Raw genomic sequence first — 23,471 nt, forward strand, 5'->3', positions numbered from 1 at the left:
GAGTGCGCGAGGCCAGTTCGAGGCCAATGCGCATTCGAGTTCCGTGTGCACGAGTAGGATTCACCGGACAGGCTCCTGGGTGGTGTCATAGCGTCGAAGCAACACTCCTGTTCGGCGGGGGTCTGATCGATGGAGTGTGTGGATGTCGCGGGTGGGGTTGTCGTTCAGTGACAGGTCGGAGATCTCCACGGCGTCGAAGGCGGGTTGGGGTGTGCGGAAGATTGCCCGTCACCTGGGGCGTTGCCCGTCAGTGGTCTCCAGGGAGCTGCGTCGGAACGCGACGAAGACCCGCGGCTACCAGGCCGTGACCGCAGACGTGGCCGCGCAGCGTCGCCGGGCCCGTCCGCAGCAGCGGAAGGTCGCGGCGGATCCGGTGCTGCAGGCGCGGGTGAATGCTGACCTAGCCGCATCGTGGACGCCGAACGAGATCGCGGGCCGCTTGCGCCTGGAGGCAACAGACCCGACTGTTGGCCGTATGGCGAACTCTCCTGATGCGCAGGGCCGCACCGTCTCTGGTGAAGCGATCTACCAGTACATCTACGCGATCCCGCGCGGGGAACTGGCCCGGCGCGGGATCTTTCTGCAGTCCAAGCGCACCAAGCGCAGGCCCCGCACTACGGGCCGGTCCCGGGGCGGGCCGATCATCGGGATGGTCCCGCTCTCAGAACGGGGCGAGGACGCCGCCGAGCGCCGGGTGCCAGGCCACTGGGAGGGGGACCTGATCATCGGGAAGAACGGTGCCTCCTGCGCGGCGACACTGGTGGAGCGGATGAGTGGTTTCACCGGGCTGCTGGCTCTGCCCTCCAAGCACGCCGAGGGCACCGCGGACGCGGTCATCGAGTATTTCAACGAGCTGCCCCAGATGATGAAGGCGTCACTCGCGTGGGACCAGGGCAGCGAGATGGCCCACCACGCGAAGGTCACCTTGGCCACGAACATGCCGGTCTACTTCGCCGACCCCCACTCGCCCTGGCAGCGACCCAGCAACGAGAACACCAACCGGCTCTACCGCGAGTACCTGCCCAAAGGCACGGCGATACCCGACCACCAGCCCTACCTGACCACGATCGCCGAGGAGATCAACAACCGGCCCCGCCGCCGGCTCGGCTTCCTGACACCGACCGAAGCATTCGCTCGACTACTGGCCGGCGAGCCCCATGTTGCTTCCACGCCTTGACATCGCCCTGCAGGTCCGAACGGAAGGTGCTGAGTATTTCACAAGAGAACATCGAGTTCGAGCGCATGACGGTGCGAGTGCTCCGAGGAACCGAGCGTCGAGCGGTCTCGAAGTGGGAACGACAAGGCTGGCGCATCGTGTCGCATCACCAGGGGCGACTGCAAACCGAGATCACGTTCCAGCGTCCCAAGAAGAAGATGAACGTACGCGTCATCGCTCTCATTGCCGGGGTGGCCGCAGTTCTGCTCGTGCCGGTGATCGTCTTCGGGACCCTCAACGAGGACCGCAGCGGGGAAGCCGGTGAGGCCACGTCGACCCCCTCGCGCACGGACTCGGCTCAGGCTGGTGAGCTTGAGCCGACGAAAAGTGCGGACATCGCGGTGGATGAGGTCGTCACGGTGGAGAACAATGCGGAGTTCGCCGCGCTGCTCGATGTCGCGGATACGTGCGATTCATCTGTGGCGGTCTTCGCGGAGAAGTACCGAGGGCGTTCCGTGGAATTCGATGGGCACATCGGGGCACTCGCTCCTCATGGCAGCGCTACGACGCGATACGACATACTAGTGGGCCCGGGCGACTTCGACGAGAACTCGGTCAGAGGGCCAACGTTCCAACTTCGTGACGTGAATACGACGAGTGATCTGCACGTTACGGGAGACGTGCCGGACTCGATAGGTCCAGGCAGCAATGTGCATCTGGTTGCACAGGTCGATCGATACGAGGCCGGAAGCTGCCTGCTCCTGCTCGAGCCCGTGCAGATGTCCTTCAGATGAGGTCGCATGGGGGCTACTCGCCGACCTGGCCGTCGATGGCCTCGCGCAGCAGATCGGCGTGGCCGTTGTGGCGGGCATACTCCTCGATCATGTGCGTGACGATCCAGCGGAGATTCGGTGTGCGGCCGTCCGACCAGGACGTCGCCGCTCGGTGACCGAGCCCGCCCGCCACGAATGCGTCGCGTGCGGCCCGGCGGGAACGCTCGACGGCCTGCTGCCACCGGGACACGAGGTCGGCAGGCTCGTCGACGAGCGCGGACTCCCACTCCCAGTCCGGCGTCGCGGTCCAGTCGACCGATGCCCACGGCTCGCGCGGCGGCGCAGCGAGGAGGAAACGTTCGAACCAATCGTCCTCGACGAGGGTGAGGTGCTTGACGAGGCCCCCGAGCGTCATCGACGAGGGCGGGAGCGTGTGCGCGAACTGCTCTCGGTCGAGCCCCGAGACCTTCCATGCGAGCGTCGCCCGATGGAATTCGAGGAACCCGACGAGTGTCGCCCATTCGTCGCCGTCCACCGGCGGCTCCGGGCGGCCCTGCTCGTCGAACACCACGTCCATGCGGGGACGCTAGCACCGACGAGTTGGGGGTACCGCTGGGCGAGCCGGCCATCGAGGCGCCCGCGACCTACGGGCGCGTGTGCGTGCGTGCGAAGCCGCCCTCCGAGTCGATGACCTGTCCCGTGATCCACGACGCCTCGTCGGTCGTGAGCCACGCGATCAGCCGTGTGGGGTCATCGGGGCGCCCGACACGTCCGCGCGGGAAATGCTGGGCGACCGACCGCCAGAGTTCGGGGCTGCCGTAGCCCGTGTCGACGGGCCCGGGGTTGACCGTGTTCACGCGGATGCCCTCATCGGCCAACTCGTCCGTCCGCGAGCGTGAGCGTGATGCCAGCGATCGCCGCCTTCGAGGTCGCGTAGGCGACCTCGTCCGGCATCGGCCCCAGCCCCTGGCCCGACGTGAGCAACACGATCGACCCCTGCCCCTCCGGACGGTGCTGCCGCGCGAAGGCCTGCACCAGCAGGATCGAGGCGCGCGTTCACGGCCCAGTGCGCGTCGAGATCCGCTGCCGAGATGTCGCGCAATCGCCCGTCGCCACCGGAGCGGGCCTGGTTGCACACGAGCGCGTCGATCCCGCCGAACTCGGCCACAGCGGCGTCCACGACACGTGCGGGAACCGTCGGATCGGCCAGGTCGCCGGCCGCGTCGGCGAGCCGCGCGTCCGAGACGAGGTGCGAGCGGACACCGTCGAGCACCGCGCCGAGGTCGTCACCGCCCCACGGTTGTTCGGCGTCGTGCGGTGCGTGGTGATGACAGAAGACGCTCGCACCGTAGGCGGCGGGCCGACACGCGGTCGCGTAGCCGATGCCCGCTCGTCTGCTGACTCCCGTGACGAGGACGCGCCGCCCGCGGAGCGGTAGGGGATCGCGTGCGAGTTCGTCCGGGTGTTCGACGTTCATGCGCTCGGCCTCCTGGGATGGCGCAGGCGCGAGATCGACCGGCTGCCGACCGGCTCCGAACTCGTTCGTGCCAACGAACGGATTCTCTGCATCACTCCTCGCACAGGCAGAACGGGTGGCCCGCGGGGTCGAGGAACACGACGAAGTGGCCGTCGGGGCTCGGCTGGTACTCGTGCTTCCGGGCCCCCGCGGCGAGTGCGTGGGGCGTCGAGTCGGCGATCGAGGCGACGTAGAAGTCGAGGTGCGCCTGTTGCGGGATCGGACCGTCGGGCCACTCCGGGGCCCGGTGGTCCTCGACCCGCTGGCACGCGATCCAGAACGCCGCCGACTCGCCCTCGGGTGGGCGGACATCGACCCATTCGGCGTCCGGCGACGTGTCGCTCGCCCGCCAACCGAGCAATCGCGCGTAGAACGCCGCGAGCGCCGATGCGTCGGGACAGTCGAGCGCGAACACGTACTTCGTCGCGCCTATGGAAGCGGTCGAACCGGTCATGCCCGCACGATAGACCGCGTTCGTGGGCGGGAGCCGGGCACTCGAAACCGCCCGCACCGAGGGCGCGACGAGGCGCGGTCCGGCGGTCCGGCCGTCAGGTGTGTCGGTTCGGGCGGAACTGCAGCGCGAGCGCGACGACCGCGACCGACGTGACGACCGTGATCGCGACCGGCAGCGACGAGAGCGCTGCGACCGCACCGATGGCCGGCGTCAGGCCGATCGTCGCGAGGCGCATGAGCCAGTTCACCCACGTGACCCCGGCGTGCGGCGCGAGGCCCGGGAGCGCGTCCGCGCCGGTGAACGCGAGCGGCACGGTGATCGCACACCCGAGGCCCGCGAGCGCGAAGCCGATGATCGTGAGGGGAGCCGACGGCGCCCACGCGGCCGCGAGCATGCCGACGACGATGACGGCGAGGCTCGAGACGAGCGCCGCGCGATGGCCGACCCGATCGATGAACCGGTCGCCGAGCAGCCGGCCGACGAACTGGGCACCGAGCAGGACGCTCAGCGCGATCCCAGCGCTCTGTGCGGGCACGTCCCGCTGGTCCGCGAGGAGCACGGCCGACCAGTTGTTCCCGACGTCCTCGACCGACACGCCCGCGAGGGCCACGAGCGCGAGCGGCGCGAGCACCAGCAGCCCACCGAACCCCAGGCGGCGGGCAGGCACCGGGCTCTCGTCGTCGGGTGCCGCCGCCGCGGCGTGCGGCAGGAATGAACGGGAGGAGATGAGCATCGTGAGCACGCACACGATCCCCCACGCCGCGAGGTGGATCGTGAGCGGGACGCCGAGCGATGCCGTGAACGTCCCGACGAGGCTGCCGATCGCCGCACCGATGCTCCAGCCCGCGTGCATCGACGACAGGAGCGATCTGCCGAACGCCTCCTGCACGCGCAGGCCCTGCGCGTTCTGCGCCACGTCGACGACCGCGTCGCCGTAGCCGGCGAGCACGAGCCCGGCGACGAACAGCCAGGCGTTGCCGTGCACGACGCCGAACGTCGCGAGCAGCAGAGCGATCGTCATCCACGCTGTCCCGGACGTCGTCACGACGCGGCTGCCGAAGCGCCGGAGCAGCACGCCGGGCGTGTTGAACGCCGCCGCGGCCCCCAGCATGAACGCGGCGACGAGGAGCCCGAACAGGGCCGTGTCGACCCCGAGGAGATCCTTCACCTCGGCGTACCTCGCGAGGAGCGTCGCGGGCAGTGCGCCGTTCGTCGCGAAGGCGATCATCGTCGCGACCCGCGCGCGTCGCGCCTTCGTCGAATCGTCCACCGTCACACCCTGTCGAATCGGCCGCACGCACGCAATTCCGTGGTGATCGGGCCGAAGGTGGTCGGTGCGGGTGCCGTCTATCGTCGATGCACGAACTCGTCGGCTCCGAAAGCCCCGAAAACCCGTGGCGTGCGTCGATCGGCCGAGGTGCCCACGATCGACCGGGTATGCCGTGGCGGTCCGCCGGCGATCGTCCAGGCTGCGGGAATCTCCCCCGAACGATGCCGGTTGCTCGAAAGGCCTGTATGGATCTCGCACAACTCGGTGGCATCTGGAAGATCGACCCGGGGCACTCCCGTATCGGCTTCTCGGCGAAGCACGCGATGGTGACGAAGGTCCGAGGATCCTTCAACTCGATCGTAGGGGAAGTCGAGCTCGATCCACAGCACTGGGCCAACTCGAGCGCGCGTGTCGTCGTCGACCTCGCGAGCATCGACACGCGCAACGAGCAGCGCGACGAGCACCTGCGCAGCAGCGACTTCTTCGACGTCGAGAACCACCCCGAGATGGTCTTCGAGTCCGACGACCTCGAGGAGATCGGCGAGCAGCAGTTCATCGTGCGCGGCACGCTCTCGATCCACGGCATCACGCGCGCGCTGAGTGTGCCGCTCGAGCTGACCGGCATCGAGACCGACCCGTTCGGGAACGTCCGCGCGGGCCTCGAGGGGTCGCGTCGCATCGACCGGCGCGATTGGGGCGTGGAATGGAACACGCCGCTCGACTCGGGCGGGCTGCTCGTGAGCGAGAAGATCTCGCTCGAGTTCGAGCTGTCCCTCATCAAGGAGCCGACGCCGGAGCCCGACGCGGTGACGGGTGACGAGGGCGAGCGCGACGCGAGCACCGTCGGCGAGTCCGAGGACGACACCGCGACGGATGTCGCGGACGGTGCCGGGACGGGCATCGCGGATGACACCGGGACGGATGTCACCGACGGCGAGCCGGCGGAGATCGGTGACGGTACCGACCAGGTTCCGGCGAGCGATGACGCCGAGGAGCGGGCGGGCGAGACCGCCGACGCCCACTCGGTGAACCGGCCGGGCTGAACGTCGACCGCGGTTCCCGAAGAGAAGATACGACCGGTGGCGGAGGGCCTCGGCGGTCGGCCTGCCTAGGCTGGCGTCGTGACCGACACCTCAGTCGACGCCGCCTCGCGGCACCGGTTCAAATGGGCGGCGGGCCTGCAACTCGCGCAGGGGCTGCTCATGGAAGGGCTTCCCTTCCTCCTCCTGATCGTCGTCCTGCTCTCGGGGGTCGACCTGGACGACCTCGCATCCCGCTTGCCGATCATCCTGCCGTTCTTCGCCGGCCAGCTCGTGCTGATGATGGTGATGAGTGGGCTGTTCGCCGCGCTGCGGATCGTCGCGTCGATCGGCCTGCTCAAGAATCGGATGTGGGGCTACGCGCTCTCGGTCGTCAACTGCGTCGTGACGCTCGTGCTCATGGTGTTCATGCTGCCCGCGGGCATCGTGGACGGCCTTCTCTCGGGCACCGCGCTCGTGCTGCTGTTCGTCGGCCGCTACGGTGACGCGCCCGTCATCGGTGGGCCGGACGCTCGGCCGTAGCTCGGCGGCTCAGCCGCCGATGCGCTCGTCGTCCTGATCGCGGTCGCGACCGAGCGAGGCGAGCCACGCCCGGTGCAATTGCGCGTAGTGACCGCCCGAGCGGACGAGGTCCCGCGGCGAGCCGTCCTCGACGATGCGGCCCTCGTCCATCACGAGAATCCGGTCGGCGTCATCGACGGTCGACAGACGGTGCGCGATGACGATCGCCGTGCGGTCGCGCAGGAGGGTCGCGAGCGCGTGCTGCACGGCCCGCTCGCTCGGGATGTCGAGCGAGCTCGTCGCCTCGTCGAGGATGAGCACCTCGGGGTCGGCGACGAAGGCGCGCGCGAACGACACGAGCTGTCGTTGCCCGGCCGAGAGCCGCACCCCGCGGTGGCTGAGGTCGGTGTCGAGCCCCAGTGGGAGGCGGTCGATGAACGTGTCGGCACCCACTCGGCGGACCGCGTCCTCGAGTGCCGCGCGAGACGCACCCGGCCGACCGAGTTCGAGGTTCGACGCGATCGTGCCCTGGAACAGGAACGGTTCCTGCGTGACCGTCACGATGCGACGCCGCAGCTCGGCATCGGGGATGTCGCGCAGGTCGACGCCGTCGAGCAGCACCTCGCCCGTCACCGGGTCCGCGAAGCGCGCGACGAGCCCCGCGAGCGTCGTCTTGCCCGCGCCCGTGCGGCCCACGACGGCGAGCGTCTGCCCGGGCGGGATGTGCAGTGAGAGCCGGTGTAACACGGTCGGGCCGTCGGGGTAGGCGAATTCGACGTCGCGCAGCTCGATCTCGCCGCGGCCGTTCGGCGACCGTTCCGCGCGGGCGGGTGCCCCGTCGCGTGGACGCGTCGTCGCCGGGTCGACGACCGTCGGACGCTCCTCGAGCACGCCCGAGATCTTCTCGAGCGCCGCGACCGCCGACTGGTAGGTGTTCGAGAACATCCCGATCGCCTCCATCGGCTGGAACAACTGCGTCAGGTACAGCGCCGATGCGACGAGCACGCCGACGCCGATCGTCCCGTCGAGCGTGCGCAGCCCGTTCACGAGCACGACGGCCGCGAGACCGATCGCGGTGAAGAGGTTGATGCCCGTGAAGAGGCTGCCGAACGTCATCGACACGCGCCGCGCCGTGTCGGAGTACGCCTCGTTGAGGCGTCCGTACTCGTCCGCGCCGCGGGCCTCGGCCCGGAACGCCTGCACGGCGCGCATGCCCGTCATGGTCTCGACGAACCGCACGATGAGCCGCGCCGAGCGCTCGCTCGATTCGCGGTAGAGCCGCGCCGAGACGACCTGGAACCGGCGCGTGACCGCGATGACGGGGAGGAACGCGACGAGCGCGACGAGGGCCGAGACGGGGTCGAGCAGCACGAGCGCCGTTCCGACGAAGCACATGCGGATGACCGCCTGCACGAGGTCGCCGATGCCCGTGTCGAACAGCACGGCGAGCGAATCGATGTCGTTCGTCTGCCTGCTGATGACGCGCCCCGAGGTGTACCGCTGGTGGAAGTCGAGGTCGAGACGGGCGGTGTGATCGAACAGGCGCGTGCGGAGGTGGAGGAGGAGGCGCTGGCTGAGGGCCGCGGTGCGGCGCGTGAACAGGTTGCTGAGACACGCGTCGGCGAGGGCCGCGGCGACGAGCAGCGCGAGCACCGTCACGAACGGCACGGGATCGCCTGCGAGCAGTGCGGGCAGGCCCGCGTCGAGCGCGTTCGCGAGCAGCAGCGGGCCGGCAGCCGCTGCCGCCTGCGCCGTGACGACGAGGGCGGCGAGCAGCGCGAGGCGCAGCCCGTGCGGGCGCAACAGTTCGGCCATGAGGCGCAGCGAGCGGCGACGGAGGGCCTTCGCGTCCCGGCGTCCGACGCTCGTGAAGTGCTCGAGCCCCACCCCGATGGGCTGCGTGTCGGAGTCGAGTTCGCCACTCGCCTCGACCGATGCCGCGGCGGCCGCGGCGTTCGCGGCCTCGGTGTCGGCCGCGGCGTCCGCCGCCCCGTCGTCGAGGCGACGCGCGTCGCCGTCGACCGACTCGCCGGACTCGTCCCGCGTGCGTCGGCCTCGCGTCCACGCCTCCTGCGCCCGGTCGTCGTCGCCGGTTCGGTCCCGTCGCGCGCTCACGCGGTCGCCTCCTCGTCGAGGAACTCGCCCTGCCACAGCAGCCCGCGGTAGTACGGATCGTCGGCGAGCAGTTCTCGGTGGTCGCCGATCGCCGAGATGCGCCCGTCACGCAGCACCGCGACGCGGTCGGCGAGCGCGACCGTCGACGAGCGGTGCGCCACGACGAGTGTCGTCACGCCCGCGAGCGCCTCGCGGAGCGCCGCGGTCGCGCGGGCCTCCGTGCGCACGTCGACCGCGGAGAGCGGGTCGTCCAGCACGAGCACGCGCGGTCGGGCGGCGATCGCCCGAGCGAGGGCGAGGCGCTGCCGTTGACCGCCCGAGAGGCTGTGGCCCTCCTCACCGATCCGCGTGTCGACGCCGTCGGGCAGCTCGAAGACGAAGTCGGCCTGCGCGACCTCGAGCGCCTCGGTCAGCGCCGCGTCGCTCGCGTCGGGGCGACCGAGCAGGACGTTCTCGCGCACACTCGCCGAGAACAGGAGCGGCTGTTCGAACGCGATCGCGACGTGCGTGCGCAGCTCGTTTCGGCGCACGTCCCGCACATCGACACCGTCGAGCACGACGCGCCCGGCGGTCGGATCGTGCAGCCGCACCGCGAGCTCGGTGACGAGGCTCTTGCCCGATCCCGTCGCGCCCACGAGCGCGACCGTCTCGCCTGGCCGCAGCACGAGGTCGAGGCCACGGAGCACCGAACGGTCGGCGTCCGTCCCGTCGTCCTCGCGACCGCGGGGCGGGTACGTGAAGCCGACGCCCTCGAAGCGCAGCTCGCCCGGCCCGTCGGGGACGGTGAGCGGGTGCTCGGGGTCCGTCACGGTGTTCCGGGCGTCGAGCACCTCGAACAGGCGCGTCGTCGAGGTCGCGGCGTCGAGCGTGTCGGCGAGCAGCACACCGATCCAGCGGATCGGCCACGACAGCATCGCCGCGGTCACGAGGAACGCCGAGAGCGAGCCGACCGTGAGCTCGCCGCCCGCGACGCGGAACACGCCGATGCCGAGGCACGCGGTGAGCGCGAGCTGTGGCAGCGCGATGAGCCAGGAGCGCACGTTCGCCTGTTCGCGTGCCTTCGCGAGCTCGGTCGTGCGCAATCGCTGCGCACCGTCGGCGAACGCGTCGACGAACTCGGGGCGACGGCCGAACGCGCGGATGACGCGAACGCCCTTCGCGGCCTCCTCGACCGAGGTCGCGAGCCGGCCCGCCTGGTCCTGACTGCGTCGCGCGAGCACGCGGTAGCGGCGCTGGAAGCGGTAGGTGAGCACGCCGCTGGGCACGGCAAACGCGAGGTAGGTGAGCCCGAGCAGCGGGTCGAGCCACACGAGCACGCTCGCACCGCCGACGATCGTGAGCAGGTTGACGACGAGCATGATGAACCCGAACGACAGCCACCGTCGCAGGCGTGCGAGGTCGGCCGAGGAGCGCGACAGGAGCTGGCCCGATTCCCACTCGTCGTGGAACGCCGCGGGGAGGTCGCCGAGGTGGCCGAAGAGGCGGTCCCGCAGCCGACGTTCGACGCCGACCATGGGCGTGAGCACGAGCACGCGGCGCAGGAACCACAGTGCCGCCTCGCCGACGCCGACACCGAGCAGCACGAGTGCGCCCCACACGACCTGCGTCCGGTCACCGGACGTCACGGGGCCGTCGACGATGATGCGGATGATCTGCGGGCCGACGAGGCCCAGCGCGGCGGCGACGATCGAGGCGGCCAGCCCGCCGGCGAGGTACCAGGCCACGGGGCGGACGAACGGCCAGAGGCGCGCGAGCGCGGTGAAGCTCCGTTCGGCGGACATTCCCGTGAGCCTAGCGACGGCGGGTGGCGGTGCCCCGCACGTTGCTCCGGGTGACGCGCGGCGGGGCGGTGCGACCCGGTCGCGCCGCCCCACCGCCGCTCGGCCCGCCCGCCCGGATCACCGGGCTGCGGTCACCAGACGATCCCGAACACCCACGTGGCGAGCGTGAGCGTCGCGACGCTCACGAGGCCGAGCGCGATGACGTTGAGCCAGAACCCGCCCTTGATCATCTGCCCCGCCGTCACGTACCCCGATCCGTACGCGATCGCGTTCGGCGGTGTCGCGACGGGGAGCATGAACGAGCACGTCGCGGCGACCGCGACGGGGAACGCGAGGAGCAGCGGGTCGACGCCGAGGCCGATCGACACGCCACCGACGACGGGCAGCAGCGTCGCGGCCGTGGCCGTGTTGCTCGACAGCTCGGTGAGCACGAGCACGGCACCCGTGATGAGGACGACGATGAGCCAGACGGGCACGCCCGCGAGGCCCTCGACCTGCTCACCGATCCAGGCGCTGAGTCCGCTCGCCGTGAACTGCGACGAGAGCGCGAGCCCGCCGCCGAACAGCAGCACGCCTCACGGCAGATGGCCTGCGGTCTTCCAGTCGAGCAGGCGCACGCCCTTCTCGGCGCCCGCGGGCAGGATGAACAGCAGCAGCGCGACGACGATCGCGATGCCGTGCATGAGCGCGGTGCCGAAGTTCGTGCGGATCGCGCCGCCCGTGTCGCCGATGAGCCCGTCGCCGTCACCCTGCGGTTTCGTCGTCCTGTTCGCCGCCGCGTCGCTCGTGAGCGTCGTACTCTTCGCGACGAGCAGGAGCACCGAGACGCCGATGGGCAGCATCATGACGGCCGTCGCCGTGTTCGACACCCACATGCTCACGAGCGCGGTCGCGATCATGAAGCCCGCGATCATGCGGTTGGGCTTCGTGCCGATCGCGCGGATCACGAGCAGCGCGAGGCGCTTGTGGAGGTTCCAGCGCTGCATCGCGAGGGCGAGCATGAAGCCGCCGAGGAACAGGAAGATGATCGGATTGCCGTACGAGGCCCCGATGTCCTGCATGACGTCGCTCGCGCTGTCGTCGTTCTCCCGCCCGAGCACGGGGAAGAGCGCGAGCGGGACGAGGGCCGTGACGGGCAGCGGCAGCGCCTGCGTCATCCACCACATCGCCATCACCCCCGCGACGGCGGCGGTCAGTCGGGTCGCGTGACCGACGTCGTCGGGCATCACCCAGTAGAGCAGGATGCCGGCGACGACACCTCCCGCGAGCCCGATCCGCTGTCTGATCCGCGTTCTGCGGTCCTCGCCCGTGGCCTTCTCGCCCGGGCTCTGCTCGCGCTCCGGCTCCGGATCCGCTGCGGCGTCGTACGCCTGGGTGCGGAGATCGCGCGTCTGGTCGCTCTGTTCAGTCATCGATGTCATTCCTCGTATGGCCGTGTGCGTTCACGTCGTCGTGCGTCACCCCGCTTGGTGGATTCGTGATCCCCCGAGCGGAACATTGTCGTGAAGGCTACAAAACGCGCCTCCGATTCTCGTCAGAGGGGCCGAACACCGCGTGTTCGCGCGGCCGAACTAGCCTTGGGGGATGCGCGCGATCCTGACGACCTTCCGGGCCAAGAAGCGTCTTCCGTTGCTGCAGGTGGCCAAGACGGCCGTCGCGATCGCGATCGCCTGGCTGCTCTCCGTCGCGCTCCTGCAGGTCGAGATGCCGATCTTCGCGGCCATCGCGACGGTCATCGTCGTGGCGCCGAGCGTCAATCAGACCTTCGCGAAGGGCATCGAGCGCACGATCGGTGTGCTCATCGGCGTGGCGATCGCGGCCGGAATGTCGGCGCTGTTCCCCACGAGCGGGCCGATGGTACTCGCGACGACGGCCGTCGCGCTCCTGCTCGCCTGGGTGCTGCGCGTCACGCCGGGCGCGCTCAACCAGATGGTGATCAGCGCGATGCTCGTGCTCGCGCTCGGTGGAACGACGCCGTTCTACGCGCTCGACCGTGTCATCGAGACGATCATCGGAGCGGCCTCCGGGTTCGCGATCAACGCACTCGTCGTCCCGCCCGTGCTCGTCGGCCCCGCGCGCGAGCAGCTGCGACTGCTCGGCACCGAGGTCGCGGCGACCTTCGATCGGCTCGCGGGCACGCTCCTCGCCCGGCAGCGTCCGGCGGACCTGCAGGCGCTCATGATCGAGGCACGCCTCCTGCGGCCCATGCGCGATCGCGCCGAGACGAGCATCGACACCGCGCTCGAGTCGCTGCGCATGAATCCGCGCGGGCGTCGGCATCGCGACGAGCTCGAGGCCATGCAGGCGCTGCTCGACGACCGCCTCTCGCCGATCGTCACGCAGGTGATCGGCATGACGCGGGCACTCGTCGACCAGTACGACGAGTCGATCGTCGAGGAGGACACGATGCCCGCGCTCGCGGAGGAGTTCCGTCGCGCCGCACACGACGTGCGTCTCGCGGTCCACGTCGCCGAGGTCGATCCGACACCCATGACCTCGGCGATCCCCGCGCTCACGTCACCGCTCCGGCTGCGACCGCCGAACTCCGACCACTGGATCCTGTTCGGCTCGCTCATGGAGGACCTCCGCCGCATCCGCGCGGAGTTGCGCGGCGAGGACGACGGCGACGACTGAGTCGACGGGAAGACCGAGTCGACGGACGGCGCGACTGCGGGCGACCGGAGCGCCATGGAACGGCCGGGGCCGCGGGGCGACCGGGGGCATGGGTGACCATGCGCTATGTTGTTGAGAATGTATATCAACAATGGGGCCTCGCCGCGTGATGCCCGGGCGCAGGACGACGACGCCGTGCGGCTCGACGCGCTCGTCGTCGGAGCCGGACCCGCGGGCATCGGCACCGCGCTCGCGCTCGCGGCGGTCGACGGGCTGACCTTCGGCGTACTCGAACGCGGTCGTGTCGGTCAGTCGTTCCGTGACTGGCCGGCGGCACAGACCTTCCTCACGCCGTCGTTCACGGGCAACGGGTTCGGCGCGAGCGATCTGAACGCGATCCACCCAGAGACCTCCCCCGCCTTCAGCCTCGGCGTCGACTACCCGACCGGCCCGCAGTACGCGAACTACCTGCGCGGGGTCGTGAAGCACTTCCGCGTGCCCGTCATGGAGCACGCGGCCGTCGAGGCGGTGCGGGCGCTCGACGACGGCTTCGAGCTCGACACCGAGCGCGGTCCCGTGCGCACCCGCTCGCTCGTGTGGGCGGGCGGCGAATTCGGTGACCCGCGTGCGCCGAGGCTCCCGGGGGCGGGGTTCGCCGTCCACTCGAGTGCCCCCGAGGCGTGGGGTGAACGTGGCGGTGCGGTCGTCGTGATCGGCGGCTACGAGTCGGGCGTCGACATCGCCTGTCATCACATCGCGCGCGGCGCGACCGTGACGATCATCGACCCCGACGAGCCGTGGGATCGGCGTCCGGGGTCCGATCCGTCGTTCCGCCTGGCGCCGCGCTCCCGCATGCGTCTCCGGGCCGCGTTCGAGACCGGTCGTCTGCACCCGGTCCCGGAGCGGGTCGTCGCGGTCAAGGCGGACGGCGACGGCTTCACGGTCCGCCTCGCCGATGGGCGAATGGTTCGCGGTGACTCGGCGCCCATCGCCGCGACGGGATTCGGCCCTGGCCTCGGCCCCGTCGCCCACCTCTTCGAGGAGCGCGAGGACGGCTGGCCGCTGCTCGACGAGGACGACGGGTCCACGCTCGCGCCGGGCCTGTTCCTGAGCGGGCCCTCGATACGGCACGGCGGCCTCAGGTTCTGCTTCGTCTACAAGTTCCGGCAACGCTTCGCACACATCGCGCGACGCATCGGTGAGCGTGCGGGCAAGGACACGAGCGCGCTCGAGGCGTGGCGTGCCGCGGGCATGCTCACCGACGACCTCTCGTGCTGCGGTGTCGAGTGCGAGTGCTGAGCGCGCTGGACCGGCCCGTCGCCACGAGCGTGCTGCTGCTCGGGGCGATCGCCATCGGTTCGGCGATCGGTGGTGTGGCGCCCGAGGCCGGTGCGCGCGTGGGGGCGCTCGCCGATCCGCTCGTCCTCGCGCTCGTCACGGCCGTCTTCGCGACGGTTCGTCTCGAGGGGCTCCGCGAGCTGCGGCGCTGCTCCCGACTCGCGCTCATCGCGGCCGGCGTGAACTTCCTCGTCGTCCCGGTCGTGGCGTTCGCACTCACGCGGCTGCTGCCGGACGAGGCGATCCGGCTCGGCGTCCTCACCTACTGCCTCGCACCCTGCACCGACTGGTTCCTCGGCTTCACCCGACTCGCGAAGGGCGACACCACGACCGGGGCCGCGCTCGTCCCGCTCCAGATGCTCATCCAGCTCGCGCTGTACCCGGCGTGGCTCGCCGTGTTCTCGGGGCTCCCGGGGAGCGGCGTGCTCGAGAGTGCCGTGCCTGCGCTGCTCACCTGGTTCGTGCTGCCCGCGGCGATCGGTCTCGGAATCGGGCTCGTCGCGCGACGTGTGCTGCCCGACCGGATCTCGGCATCCGTGGAGGCCGGGGTCGACCGGGCGGTGCCCGTGATCATCGCCCTGCTCGTCGTCGCCCTGTTCGCCGGCAACGTCGGGACGATCCTCGCCGAGCCGAGCGCCTTCGCGCTGGTGCTCGGCGTCGTCTTCCTCTTCTTCGTCGCCATGTGGGGCATCGGGGAGGCCGTCGCTCGCGCCTTCCGACTGCGGCGCGACGAGCACGCGCTGCTCACGATAACGACCTCGGCGCGCAACGCGCCGCTCATGATCGGCCTCACGTCGATCGCGCTGCCGGATCAACCCCTCGTCGTCGCCGCGATCGTGCTCGGCATGCTCATCGAGTTCCCACATCTGACGGTGCTCACGCACCTGCTGCGGCGCGGTCGCCGCGAGGCGCCCTCGGTCGGACCGGCTCGCGTCGCGGCCTGAACCGACGGGGTCGACATCGGACGAGTCGGTCGTCCGCCGCGCCCGCGTCACGTTGCGTCGCCGCTCAGTCGCTCGTGAGACCGCCCCACACGAGTTGTAGGACGGCGTCGATCGCCGCGGGGGCGGGGGTTCCGTCGAGCAGGTCGGCCGTGATGATCGCCGCGAGGCCGTGGACCGAGGCGAACGCCGCGACGGTGAACTCGTCGGCCGAGCCCGTGCGGACGATGCCTTCGGCCTGCCCACGGCGCACGAGCTCGTGGATGATGTCGGTGCACCCGTGTGCGGTCGTCACGAGCTGCGTGCTCGCGTCGGGGTCGTGCTTCGCGGTGTACATGAGTTCCAGCAGCCGGGCATGGGTCGTCGCGAACGCGACGTAGGCGCGGGCGACCGACTCGAAGACGTCCCGCAGGTCGTCGCTAGGGGTGTTCGCGGCGGTACGGAGGGCCGCGTCGAGGCGCTCGAAGCCGACGACCGCGACGGCGTCGAGCAGGGCCCGGCGTTCGGGGAAGTGGCGTGAGGTCGCGCCGTGACTCACGCCCGCGTCGCGCGCGAGCTGCCGCATCGAGAGTGCGTCGACGCCCTCGTCGTCGACGACCTCGACGGCGCGTGCGAGCAGCGTCGCCCGCAGGTTGCCGTGGTGGTATGACATTCGATCACCGTATCGTGATGTAGTCGTTGACAACAAAGCTGTCACTGCCTACATTGGTGCCCATGAGCATCAGCACACGTGGCACCACCGTCCTCATCACCGGCGCGAGCTCGGGCCTCGGCGTCGAGTTCGCGAACGAGTTCGCCCGTCGCGGCGCCGACCTCGTCATCGTCGCGCGGCGGCGGGAACGCCTCGAGGAACTCGCGGAGCGACTGCGCCGCGAGCACGGCACGACCGTGCACGTCGTGCCGCTCGATCTCGCGGCCCCCGACGCCGCCGCGACGCTGCGTGCTCGCACCGACGAGCTCGGGGTGCGCATCGAGCACGTCGTGAACAACGCGGGGTTCGGCATGCAGGGCGAGTTCGCCGACGCCGATCCGGAGCGGATCGACGAGATGGTGCGGCTCAACATCGGGGCACTCGTCGCCGTCACGCGTGCCTACCTTCCCGATCTCGTCGCGGCCGGCACGGGCACCGTCGTGAACATCGCGAGCACCGCGAGCTACCAGCCGTGCCCCACGATGGCCGTCTACGGCGCGACGAAGGCGTTCGTGCTGAGCTTCAGCGAGGCGATCGCATCCGAGGTGCACGAGCACGGCGTGACGGTGCTCGCGGTGAGCCCCGGACCCACACGCACCGAGTTCTTCGAGGTGGCGACGGGACGGTCCGAGTCGCCGGGATTCATGCAGACCGCGTCCCAGGTCGTGGCGACAGCGTTCCGTGCGCTCGATCGTGCGCGACCTCCGTACAGCGTGATCTCCGGTCTCGGCAACGCCGTCGGCGCGCTCGGCGCGCGCTTCTTGCCCCGCCGCGCAGTCATCGCCGTGAGTGCACGCGTACTCGGGCGACTCCCCGGCGCGCACTGAGCGCACCCGTTCCGTCGTCGGGGTCGAGGCGCCACACCGACACATGCGATTCGCTGTCGGCGGTGAAGGGCGAGCGGTCCCAGTCCTCGTGCCGGGCCTCGGGTGTCAGGCCCGCGCCATCAGGTCGAGCCCGGCCGGCCAGACGTAGCGGAACCGGTGCGGCGTGTACGCGTCGTCGCCGTCCGCTCGCCGTGTGTAGTGGTGCGAGACGGTCTGTTGGCTGACGACGTCGATCGTGTCGAAGCCGACGTGGCGCTCGGTCACGTCGAACGGGATCGCGGACTGTCCCGGCGGGAGCCCGGTCGCGGGGCTCGTGACCGACGCCGAGCGGGCCGAGCGGATCGTGACGCCGGGCCGCGCCAACGCCGTGCGGATCGGCCGCGCGGCCCTGCGCGACCCGTACTTCGCCCACCGGGCCGCCCACGAGCTGGGCGCGGGGACGAGCTGGCAACCGCAGTACGAGCGGGCGCCTGGGGCTGACGCCCGGGGCGCTCCGGCCGCATCACGACGAGTGGCGGAAACCCACTCGAACGGCCCCGTGCGCGGCCGGCTCGCGACGCGCTCGCGTGCCTCGGTCGTCCGTCCTCACCGTCGGTGAACCGAGCGCGGCAGTACGACCGGGGTTCCCGTGTCGGGGTCGGCGATCACGCGGGCGTCGAGGTCGAAGACGTCGCGCAGCAGCGCCTCGGTGACGACCTCGGCGGGGGCGCCCTCGGCGACGATGCGGCCGTCGCGCATCGCGACGAGGTGTGTCGCGAAGCGCGCCGCCATGCCGAGCTCGTGCAGCACGGCGACGACCGTGCGGCCGCCCTCGCGGAGCCGCGTCGCGAGTTCGAGCACCTCGACCTGGTGGGCGACGTCGAGGAACGTGGTCGGCTCGTCGAGCAGCAGCACGTCCGTCTCCTGCGCGAGCGCCAGCGCGATCCACGCGCGCTGCCGCTGCCCGCCCGACAACTCGTCGACGCGACGTCCACGCAACGCGCCCATGCCGGCGTTTTCGATCGCGCGCGTCACCGCCCGCTCGTCCTCGCGCGACCACTGACTGAGGACGGTCTGGTGCGCGAAGCGCCCCCGCGAGACGAGCTCGTCGACCGTGATCGCCTCGGGCGTCACCGGCGACTGCGGGAGGAGCCCCACGCGCCGTGCGAGCGCACGCGCGGAGAAGCCCCGCAGATCGTCCTCGCCGAGCAGCACACGCCCGGCGCGGGGCGACAGCAGCCGCGCGAACGAGCGCAGCAGCGTCGACTTACCGCACGCGTTCGGGCCGATCACGGCGGTGAACGAGCCCGCCGGGATCGCGATGTCGAGTCCGTCGAGCACGGGCGAACCGCCGTAGCCGACGACGAGCCCCTCGGCCGTGAGCGCCGCGGCCGTGTTCGTGATGGTCATCGTCGTGCACTCTCCCTGAACAGCAACCAGACGAGGTAACCGCCGCCGATGATCGCGGTGACGGCACCGACGGGGAGCTTCATCCCCGGAACGAGATACTGGGCGGCGAGATCGGCCGTCGCGAGCAGCACGGCGCCGACGAGCGCCGACCCCGCGAGCCCGATACCCGTCCGACCGCCCGTGAGCCGACGCGCGAGCTGCGGCGCCGCGAGCGCGATGAACCCGATCGGCCCGCTCACGGCCGTCACGATCGCCGTGAACCACACGCCGACGACCACGAGCAGCACCTTCGTCGGCTCGACCCGCAGCCCGAGCGACGATGCGGCTTCGTCGCCGAGCGCGAACTGCGGCAGCACGAGGCCCACCGTCGGCAGGGCGAGCGCGCCTACGAGCGCCGCGATCGCGACCGCGCCGAGCAGTCCCCACTGCACACCCGTGAGCGTGCCCGCACCCCAGATCGCGGCCTGCATCGCCACGTCGAGCTCGGCCTTGACGCTGAACCAGATCGTGAGCGCGGAGAGCATCGCCGAGACGGCGATCCCGATGATGATGAACCGGAACCCCTGCACGCCGCGCCGATACGCGAGCAGGTAGATGATGACGACCGCGGCGAAGCCGCCGGCGATCGAGCCGAACGCGAGCGCCGCGAACCCGCTGCCGCCGAGCATGAGCACCGCGACGACACCCGCGAACGAGCCCGCGCCGAGCCCCACCACATCGGGACTGCCGAGCGGGTTGCGCGTGAGCGTCTGGAACACGGCCCCGCCCATGCCCAGACACGCGCCGAACAGGACGGCCGCGAGCGCACGAGCCGCGCGCCACTCGAACACGAGCCGGATCGTGTCGGACGCCTCCGGGCGCATCGCGTACAGGATCGAACCGAGGGGCAGGCCGCCCCGCCCGATCGTGAGCGCCACGACGATCGTCGCGACGGCGAGGAGCGCGAGCACGATGTGCACGAGCGTCGCCCGAAGCCCGAAGCGTCTGCTGAGCGGACCGAGCCGCAGGACGAGCACGCGTTCGCTCACGACGACCTGCCCGCCGAGCCGCGCACCATCGCGATGAGCACGGGCGCGCCGACGAGAGCCGTGACGACGCCGAGCTGCAGCTCGGCCGGCCACACGACGAGCCGCCCGACGACGTCGCTCAACAGGACGAGCGCAGGGGCGAGCACGAGCGCGTACGGCAGGATCCAGCGCTGATCCGGCCCTGTCAGGTGTCGGACCGCGTGCAGCACCATGAGCCCGACGAATCCGATGGGCCCGGCGGCCGCCGTCGCCGCGCCGCACAGCAACACGATCGCGACGAGCCCCGCAGCCCGCGTGACGCCGACGCGCACCCCCACCGAGCGCGCCACGTCCTCACCGAGCGCGAGCGCATTGAGTGCGCGCCCCTGCGGGAGCGCGATGACGAGCCCCGCGACGACGAACGGCAGCACCGCCTGGATCGTCCCGGCCGGACGGTCCGTGATCGAGCCGACGCCCCAGAAGCGCATGCGGTCGAACGTCTGCGGATCGAGGAGTGTGAGCGTCATCGAGAGCCCGACGAACACCGCGCTGAGCGCCATGCCGACGAGCGTGAGGCGCACGGGCGTGAGCCCGCCGACGCCGCGCGACGCGACGAGGTACACGAGCACCGAGGCACCGATCGCGCCCGCGAAGGCCCACCAGATGTAGCCGCCGATGTCGACGAGACCGAACACGGCGACGCCGAGCGACACCGCGAACGCCGCGCCGGCGTTGACACCGAGGATGCCGGGCTCGGCGAGCGGATTGCGTGTGAGGCCCTGCATGAGGGCGCCCGCGACGCCGAGCGCGGCACCGACGAGCAGGCCGAGCACCGTCCGTGGCACGCGCACCTCGGTGACCGTGATCTGGTCGAGTGAGCCGTCGGGAGCGGTGAACGCGCGCAGCACGGTCTCGGGCGGCAGCAGCGCCGAGCCGACGGCGACGCTCAACAGGATCGACACGGCGAGGACGACGATCCCGATCGCGAGCCCCGCGGGACGTGCCGCACCCGGTGCCCGCCGCGTGCGTTCTTTCGCGTCCGTCACCGCTCGGGAGTCGGGGACGGACCGAACACGATCGCCTCGATGCCCCAGCCCAGTTCGTGCGTGGCGAGGCGGGCGAAGCCGACCTCGCGCGCGAGCTGGGCCAGGCGGTCCGCCGAGCGGGGGCCCGTGCCGGACACGGCGACGCGGGCGAGCGCGTCCTCGGCCGCCTCGGGATCGAGTTCGTCGGCGCGCGCGCGTTCGATGACGACCACGAGCGGTGCCGTCGCGACGCGGGCGAGTTCGTCGAGGGATTCGGCGTCGGTGCGGTGTTCCAGGGTGCGGGCGAGCACCACGACGTCGGCCGATGCGACGTCGGCCGGTTCGACGTCGGCTCCGAGGGCGAACACCGCCGCGCCCTCGACGTCGCCGAGGGCGTCGATCACGGGCGCCGCACCTGGGCCGCCGACCCCGACGCGGGCGCCCGTCCATAGCGGGAGCGCGACGAGCGCAGGCGTCAGGTAGGCGAGCCCGGCCGTCTCCTCCGCGAGCGCGGCCGCGACGGCGGGATCGCTCGCCGCCTGCGTCGCGAGCGTCTCGCCGTGGCGGAGCTGCCACGCCGGGACGCCCTGCCTGAATGCGCCGTCGAGCTCGGCGAGGGCGAGCGCGGCCTCCGCCTCGTGCCCCTCGAAGTGCTCGCGACCGTGCTCGTCGTCGACGAGTTCGGCGCCCGCCGATGTGAGCCCGAAGCCGTCGGGCCCGGGCGCGACGAGCCCCGCGTCGGCGAGCACGCGAAGCAGCGGCGCGATCGCGCGGGCGGGCACCCCATGGGCGCGCGCGAGTGCGTCGAGATCGGCGGCGCGCTCGTCGAGGGCGTCGAGGATCCCGAGCCGGAGCGCCGCGCGGATCGCGAACCAGCGCACCGGCGAGTCCGGGAGCGCGACGTGCGGGGCGGGCTGGGCCTGCTCGGCATCACCGCTCGCGGTGTCGTCGGCGGGGGCGGCCGTGCGGTGCCAGTAGCCCGTGAGGTCGGTGTGCGACTTCGGGACGCCGACGGTGCGAGCGAGGTGGCGCCGGATCGGCAGGAGCGCACGCGCCTCGGCGCCGCCCCACGCGAAGACGCTGCCCGCGGTCGCCTCGTCGTCGAGGGCGAGCACGGCATCGGCGAGCGCCGCGGGGTCGCCCGGTGCGGCGAGCACCCAGTCGACACGGTCGGACGCAGCCGTCGCGAGCGGCTGCCGCGCGGCGTCGTCGGCGATCGCGATGATCGCGTGCACGGGCGCGTCGGTCGGTCGTTCGTCGAAGAACCGTCCGATCGCCGGCAGCGCGGTCTCGTCGCCGACGAGGAGCACCCGGTCGACGTCGTCCGGCAGCAGCGTCGAGGACTTCGGGCCGACGACGTGCAGCACGTCGCCGGGACGTGCCGCGCGGGCCCAGCGCTCGGCCGGCCCCTCCGCCTCGCCGCCGCTCGCGTGCAGCACGAAGTCGAGATCGAGTTCCGTCGCCGTGACGCGCCGCGGCGTGTAGTCGCGCGTGATGAGTGCGGGCGAGGACACCCACTCGATGCCGGCCGCGAGCTGTGTGGGCAGCACGGCCTCGATCGGGCCCTCGCCCGCGAGGACGAGCTTCACGTGGTCGTCGAACCCCGGGCTCGTGAACGCCGCGAGCGGGTGACCGGCGCGCTCGAACGCGCCGAGCTCGGGCCCACCGAGCGTGATGCGTCGCATGCGGGGCGTCACGTCGCTCGTCCGCATGACGGTGAGCGCGCGGAGTGCGAGCGGGTGAGCGGTGAAACGGCGGTGGCCCATGCGGTTCCGTTCGATCGTCGGTGGGACGGCGTGAGCCGGTGCGGCGCCGACGGCACCGCACCGGCCGGTGCGTTCGAGGCTACTTCGCGAACTGCTGCTCGACGAGGTCGAGCACCGCCATCGACTCGTCGTAGTCACCGCGCAGTGCCCAGTACGGCAGGTCGTGCGCCTGCCCCTTCTGGAACGCGGGGAGTGCGGCGTAGACGGGGTTCGCCTCGAGCGACGCGACGTCGGCGAACGGCCCGTTGAAGCCCATCTCGAACACGGTGTCCTGCGTGATGACCTGGCCGACCTGCTCGGTCGACAGCTCGAACATGTCACCACCCGTCGTGTACGGCTCGAACTGGCCGCTCGCGAACAGCGGCGCGGGCGTGAACCCGAGGTCGGCGAACATCTGCGGGAGCCCCGGTCCTCGACGAGCACGAACGGCGATTGATCGGCCGTGAAGGTCATGAACACGGACTCGCCACCGGGTACCGTGATCTTCCCCTTGACCTCGGCGATGCGCGCCTCGTACGCGGCGAGCGCGTCGTCGAACACCTGCGGCTTCGCGAACACGTCCTTCGCGAGGAACTCGTACTGCGCCTGCCACTCGGTCTTGTCGCCCGACACGATGACGGTCGGGGCGATCGCGGTGAGCTGGTCGTAGGCCTTCGTCGCCTGCATGAGCGGGAAGCCGATGCCGCCCGCGACGATGAGGTCGGGCTGGAGCGCGAGGATCGCCTCCATGTCGAAGCCGTCGGTGCTCCACGGGAGGAACTGCGTGCCCTGCGCATCGGCGTCGGCGGCCCAGAAGTCCGAGAACACGCCCTCGGCGTCGGCGTCCTCGGGGATCATCGCGGCGACGGGGACGTCGAGGTCGTACAGGTACCCGGCGAGTGCGTAGTTGAGCAGCACGACCTTCTGCGGCTCGGCGGGGATCGTCACGTCGCCCTGCTCGGTCGTGACGACGCGGGTCGTCGCGGCGTCACCCGCGGCCTGTTCGCCGCTCGCCTCGTTGTCGGGCGCGGCACAACCGGTGAGCGCGAGGCCGCCGCACAGCGCGACGGCGAGGAGGGAGGTCGACAGGGTGGAACGGGATGGCATGGGCACCTCGGAAGAAAGGGCGGCACGAACCGCCGGGCACGAATGAGGGAAGCCTAAACTTCCTTCCGAGACCGTTCGGGCCGGATGCGCCACGACCCGGCGACGAACGCGACATGACGTCGGGCAGGAATCGGAGGTGACCTCGATGGCATCGGCGACCACACGCCTTCGGCACCTCGTGC

At 71.2% G+C, this 23,471-nt stretch carries 21 protein-coding genes and 1 pseudogene; 8 read left to right on the top strand and 14 right to left on the bottom strand.

Translation table 11 applies throughout. The features are described 5' to 3' along the window. Positions 1-142 precede the first annotated feature (142 nt). Both HNR16_RS00165 and HNR16_RS00170 read left to right on the top strand, forming a co-directional pair. Positions 143-1,177: an IS30 family transposase gene (locus HNR16_RS00165; protein WP_179558345.1), complete on the top strand. Its 1,035-nt coding sequence runs from the start codon at positions 143-145 to the stop codon at positions 1,175-1,177. A 26-nt stretch (positions 1,178-1,203) separates the two neighbouring features. Continuing rightward, positions 1,204-1,950 carry a DUF4839 domain-containing protein gene (locus HNR16_RS00170; RefSeq protein WP_158041570.1) on the top strand — a complete coding sequence of 249 codons (747 nt, stop codon included), beginning with the start codon at positions 1,204-1,206 and terminating at the stop codon, positions 1,948-1,950. A 13-nt stretch (positions 1,951-1,963) separates the two neighbouring features. Here the strand turns inward: HNR16_RS00170 and HNR16_RS00175 are convergent, their stop codons facing one another. The 5 genes from HNR16_RS00175 to HNR16_RS00190 form a co-directional block, all read right to left on the bottom strand. Continuing rightward, on the bottom strand, positions 1,964-2,506 hold the full coding sequence (locus tag HNR16_RS00175) for a DinB family protein (RefSeq protein ID WP_158041569.1): 543 nt from the start codon (positions 2,504-2,506) through the stop codon (positions 1,964-1,966). 67 nt (positions 2,507-2,573) lie between these two features. Beyond that, positions 2,574-2,786 (bottom strand): SDR family oxidoreductase, encoded by a 213-nt coding sequence (locus HNR16_RS17930; RefSeq protein ID WP_225737945.1) that lies wholly within the window; start codon positions 2,784-2,786, stop codon positions 2,574-2,576. Continuing rightward, on the bottom strand, positions 2,783-3,406 hold the full coding sequence (locus tag HNR16_RS19095) for an SDR family oxidoreductase (RefSeq protein WP_452608755.1): 624 nt from the start codon (positions 3,404-3,406) through the stop codon (positions 2,783-2,785). Before HNR16_RS19095 ends, HNR16_RS17930 begins: the two co-directional genes overlap by 4 nt. A 91-nt stretch (positions 3,407-3,497) precedes the next feature. Further along, entirely contained in the window at positions 3,498-3,899 is a 402-nt protein-coding gene (locus tag HNR16_RS00185) for a VOC family protein (protein WP_158041568.1), read from the bottom strand. Positions 3,900-3,993: 94 nt separating this feature from the next. After that, on the bottom strand, positions 3,994-5,169 hold the full coding sequence (locus tag HNR16_RS00190) for an MFS transporter (RefSeq protein WP_158041567.1): 1,176 nt from the start codon (positions 5,167-5,169) through the stop codon (positions 3,994-3,996). A gap of 245 nt (positions 5,170-5,414) precedes the next feature. Here HNR16_RS00190 and HNR16_RS00195 point away from each other — a divergent pair, with 245 nt between their 5' ends. Together HNR16_RS00195 and HNR16_RS17935 are read left to right on the top strand one after the other, a co-directional pair. After that, entirely contained in the window at positions 5,415-6,212 is a 798-nt protein-coding gene (locus HNR16_RS00195) for a YceI family protein (protein ID WP_158041566.1), read from the top strand. Between the two features lie 78 nt (positions 6,213-6,290). After that, complete coding sequence (locus HNR16_RS17935; protein ID WP_158041565.1) at positions 6,291-6,731, top strand: DUF2127 domain-containing protein; 441 nt, start codon at positions 6,291-6,293, stop codon at positions 6,729-6,731. A gap of 9 nt (positions 6,732-6,740) precedes the next feature. Here HNR16_RS17935 and HNR16_RS00205 read toward each other — a convergent pair whose 3' ends face one another. The 3 genes and pseudogenes from HNR16_RS00205 to HNR16_RS00215 all read right to left on the bottom strand — a co-directional run bounded on the left by HNR16_RS00205 (position 6,741) and on the right by HNR16_RS00215 (position 12,018). Then, complete coding sequence (locus HNR16_RS00205; protein ID WP_338109138.1) at positions 6,741-8,825, bottom strand: ABC transporter ATP-binding protein; 2,085 nt, start codon at positions 8,823-8,825, stop codon at positions 6,741-6,743. Further along, positions 8,822-10,606 carry an ABC transporter ATP-binding protein gene (locus HNR16_RS00210; protein WP_158041564.1) on the bottom strand — a complete coding sequence of 595 codons (1,785 nt, stop codon included), beginning with the start codon at positions 10,604-10,606 and terminating at the stop codon, positions 8,822-8,824. The genes HNR16_RS00205 and HNR16_RS00210 overlap by 4 nt, the downstream gene beginning before the upstream one ends. Before the next feature lie 131 nt (positions 10,607-10,737). Continuing rightward, positions 10,738-12,018 (bottom strand): annotated as a pseudogene (locus HNR16_RS00215) (SLC13 family permease). Positions 12,019-12,190: 172 nt separating this feature from the next. Here HNR16_RS00215 and HNR16_RS00220 point away from each other — a divergent pair. The 3 genes from HNR16_RS00220 (at position 12,191) to HNR16_RS00230 (ending at position 15,501) form a co-directional block, all read left to right on the top strand. After that, a complete protein-coding gene (locus HNR16_RS00220; RefSeq protein WP_158041563.1) occupies positions 12,191-13,240 on the top strand; it encodes an FUSC family protein in 1,050 nt (349 codons plus the stop codon). A 117-nt stretch (positions 13,241-13,357) separates the two neighbouring features. Next, the gene (locus HNR16_RS00225) at positions 13,358-14,518 is read left to right on the top strand and encodes an NAD(P)/FAD-dependent oxidoreductase (protein ID WP_158041562.1); all 1,161 of its coding nucleotides are present in this window, start codon (positions 13,358-13,360) and stop codon (positions 14,516-14,518) included. After that, positions 14,512-15,501 (top strand): arsenic resistance protein, encoded by a 990-nt coding sequence (locus tag HNR16_RS00230; RefSeq protein WP_158041561.1) that lies wholly within the window; start codon positions 14,512-14,514, stop codon positions 15,499-15,501. The genes HNR16_RS00225 and HNR16_RS00230 overlap by 7 nt, the downstream gene beginning before the upstream one ends. A gap of 64 nt (positions 15,502-15,565) precedes the next feature. On the opposite strand, the gene HNR16_RS00235 is transcribed toward HNR16_RS00230, so the two are convergent. Further along, the gene (locus tag HNR16_RS00235; protein ID WP_158041560.1) at positions 15,566-16,150 is read right to left on the bottom strand and encodes a TetR/AcrR family transcriptional regulator; all 585 of its coding nucleotides are present in this window, start codon (positions 16,148-16,150) and stop codon (positions 15,566-15,568) included. A gap of 62 nt (positions 16,151-16,212) precedes the next feature. Between HNR16_RS00235 and HNR16_RS00240 the strand changes: the two genes are divergently transcribed. Continuing rightward, complete coding sequence (locus HNR16_RS00240) at positions 16,213-17,016, top strand: SDR family NAD(P)-dependent oxidoreductase (RefSeq protein ID WP_158041559.1); 804 nt, start codon at positions 16,213-16,215, stop codon at positions 17,014-17,016. Between the two features lie 105 nt (positions 17,017-17,121). On the opposite strand, the gene HNR16_RS00245 is transcribed toward HNR16_RS00240, so the two are convergent. The 5 genes from HNR16_RS00245 to HNR16_RS17940 all read right to left on the bottom strand — a co-directional run bounded on the left by HNR16_RS00245 (position 17,122) and on the right by HNR16_RS17940 (position 23,289). Further along, positions 17,122-17,280: a hypothetical protein gene (locus HNR16_RS00245; protein ID WP_179558021.1), complete on the bottom strand. Its 159-nt coding sequence runs from the start codon at positions 17,278-17,280 to the stop codon at positions 17,122-17,124. 321 nt (positions 17,281-17,601) lie between these two features. Beyond that, positions 17,602-18,405: an ABC transporter ATP-binding protein gene (locus HNR16_RS00250; RefSeq protein ID WP_158041558.1), complete on the bottom strand. Its 804-nt coding sequence runs from the start codon at positions 18,403-18,405 to the stop codon at positions 17,602-17,604. Next, a complete protein-coding gene (locus HNR16_RS00255; RefSeq protein ID WP_225737944.1) occupies positions 18,402-19,433 on the bottom strand; it encodes a FecCD family ABC transporter permease in 1,032 nt (343 codons plus the stop codon). The genes HNR16_RS00250 and HNR16_RS00255 overlap by 4 nt, the downstream gene beginning before the upstream one ends. Then, entirely contained in the window at positions 19,430-20,458 is a 1,029-nt protein-coding gene (locus HNR16_RS00260; RefSeq protein ID WP_192498253.1) for a FecCD family ABC transporter permease, read from the bottom strand. The genes HNR16_RS00255 and HNR16_RS00260 overlap by 4 nt, the downstream gene beginning before the upstream one ends. After that, positions 20,455-23,289: a siderophore-interacting protein gene (locus HNR16_RS17940; protein ID WP_225737943.1), complete on the bottom strand. Its 2,835-nt coding sequence runs from the start codon at positions 23,287-23,289 to the stop codon at positions 20,455-20,457. The genes HNR16_RS00260 and HNR16_RS17940 overlap by 4 nt, the downstream gene beginning before the upstream one ends. Positions 23,290-23,471 lie beyond the last annotated feature (182 nt).

The organism is Pseudoclavibacter chungangensis (assembly GCF_013410545.1).
GTDB classification, from domain to species: domain Bacteria; phylum Actinomycetota; class Actinomycetes; order Actinomycetales; family Microbacteriaceae; genus Pseudoclavibacter; species Pseudoclavibacter chungangensis.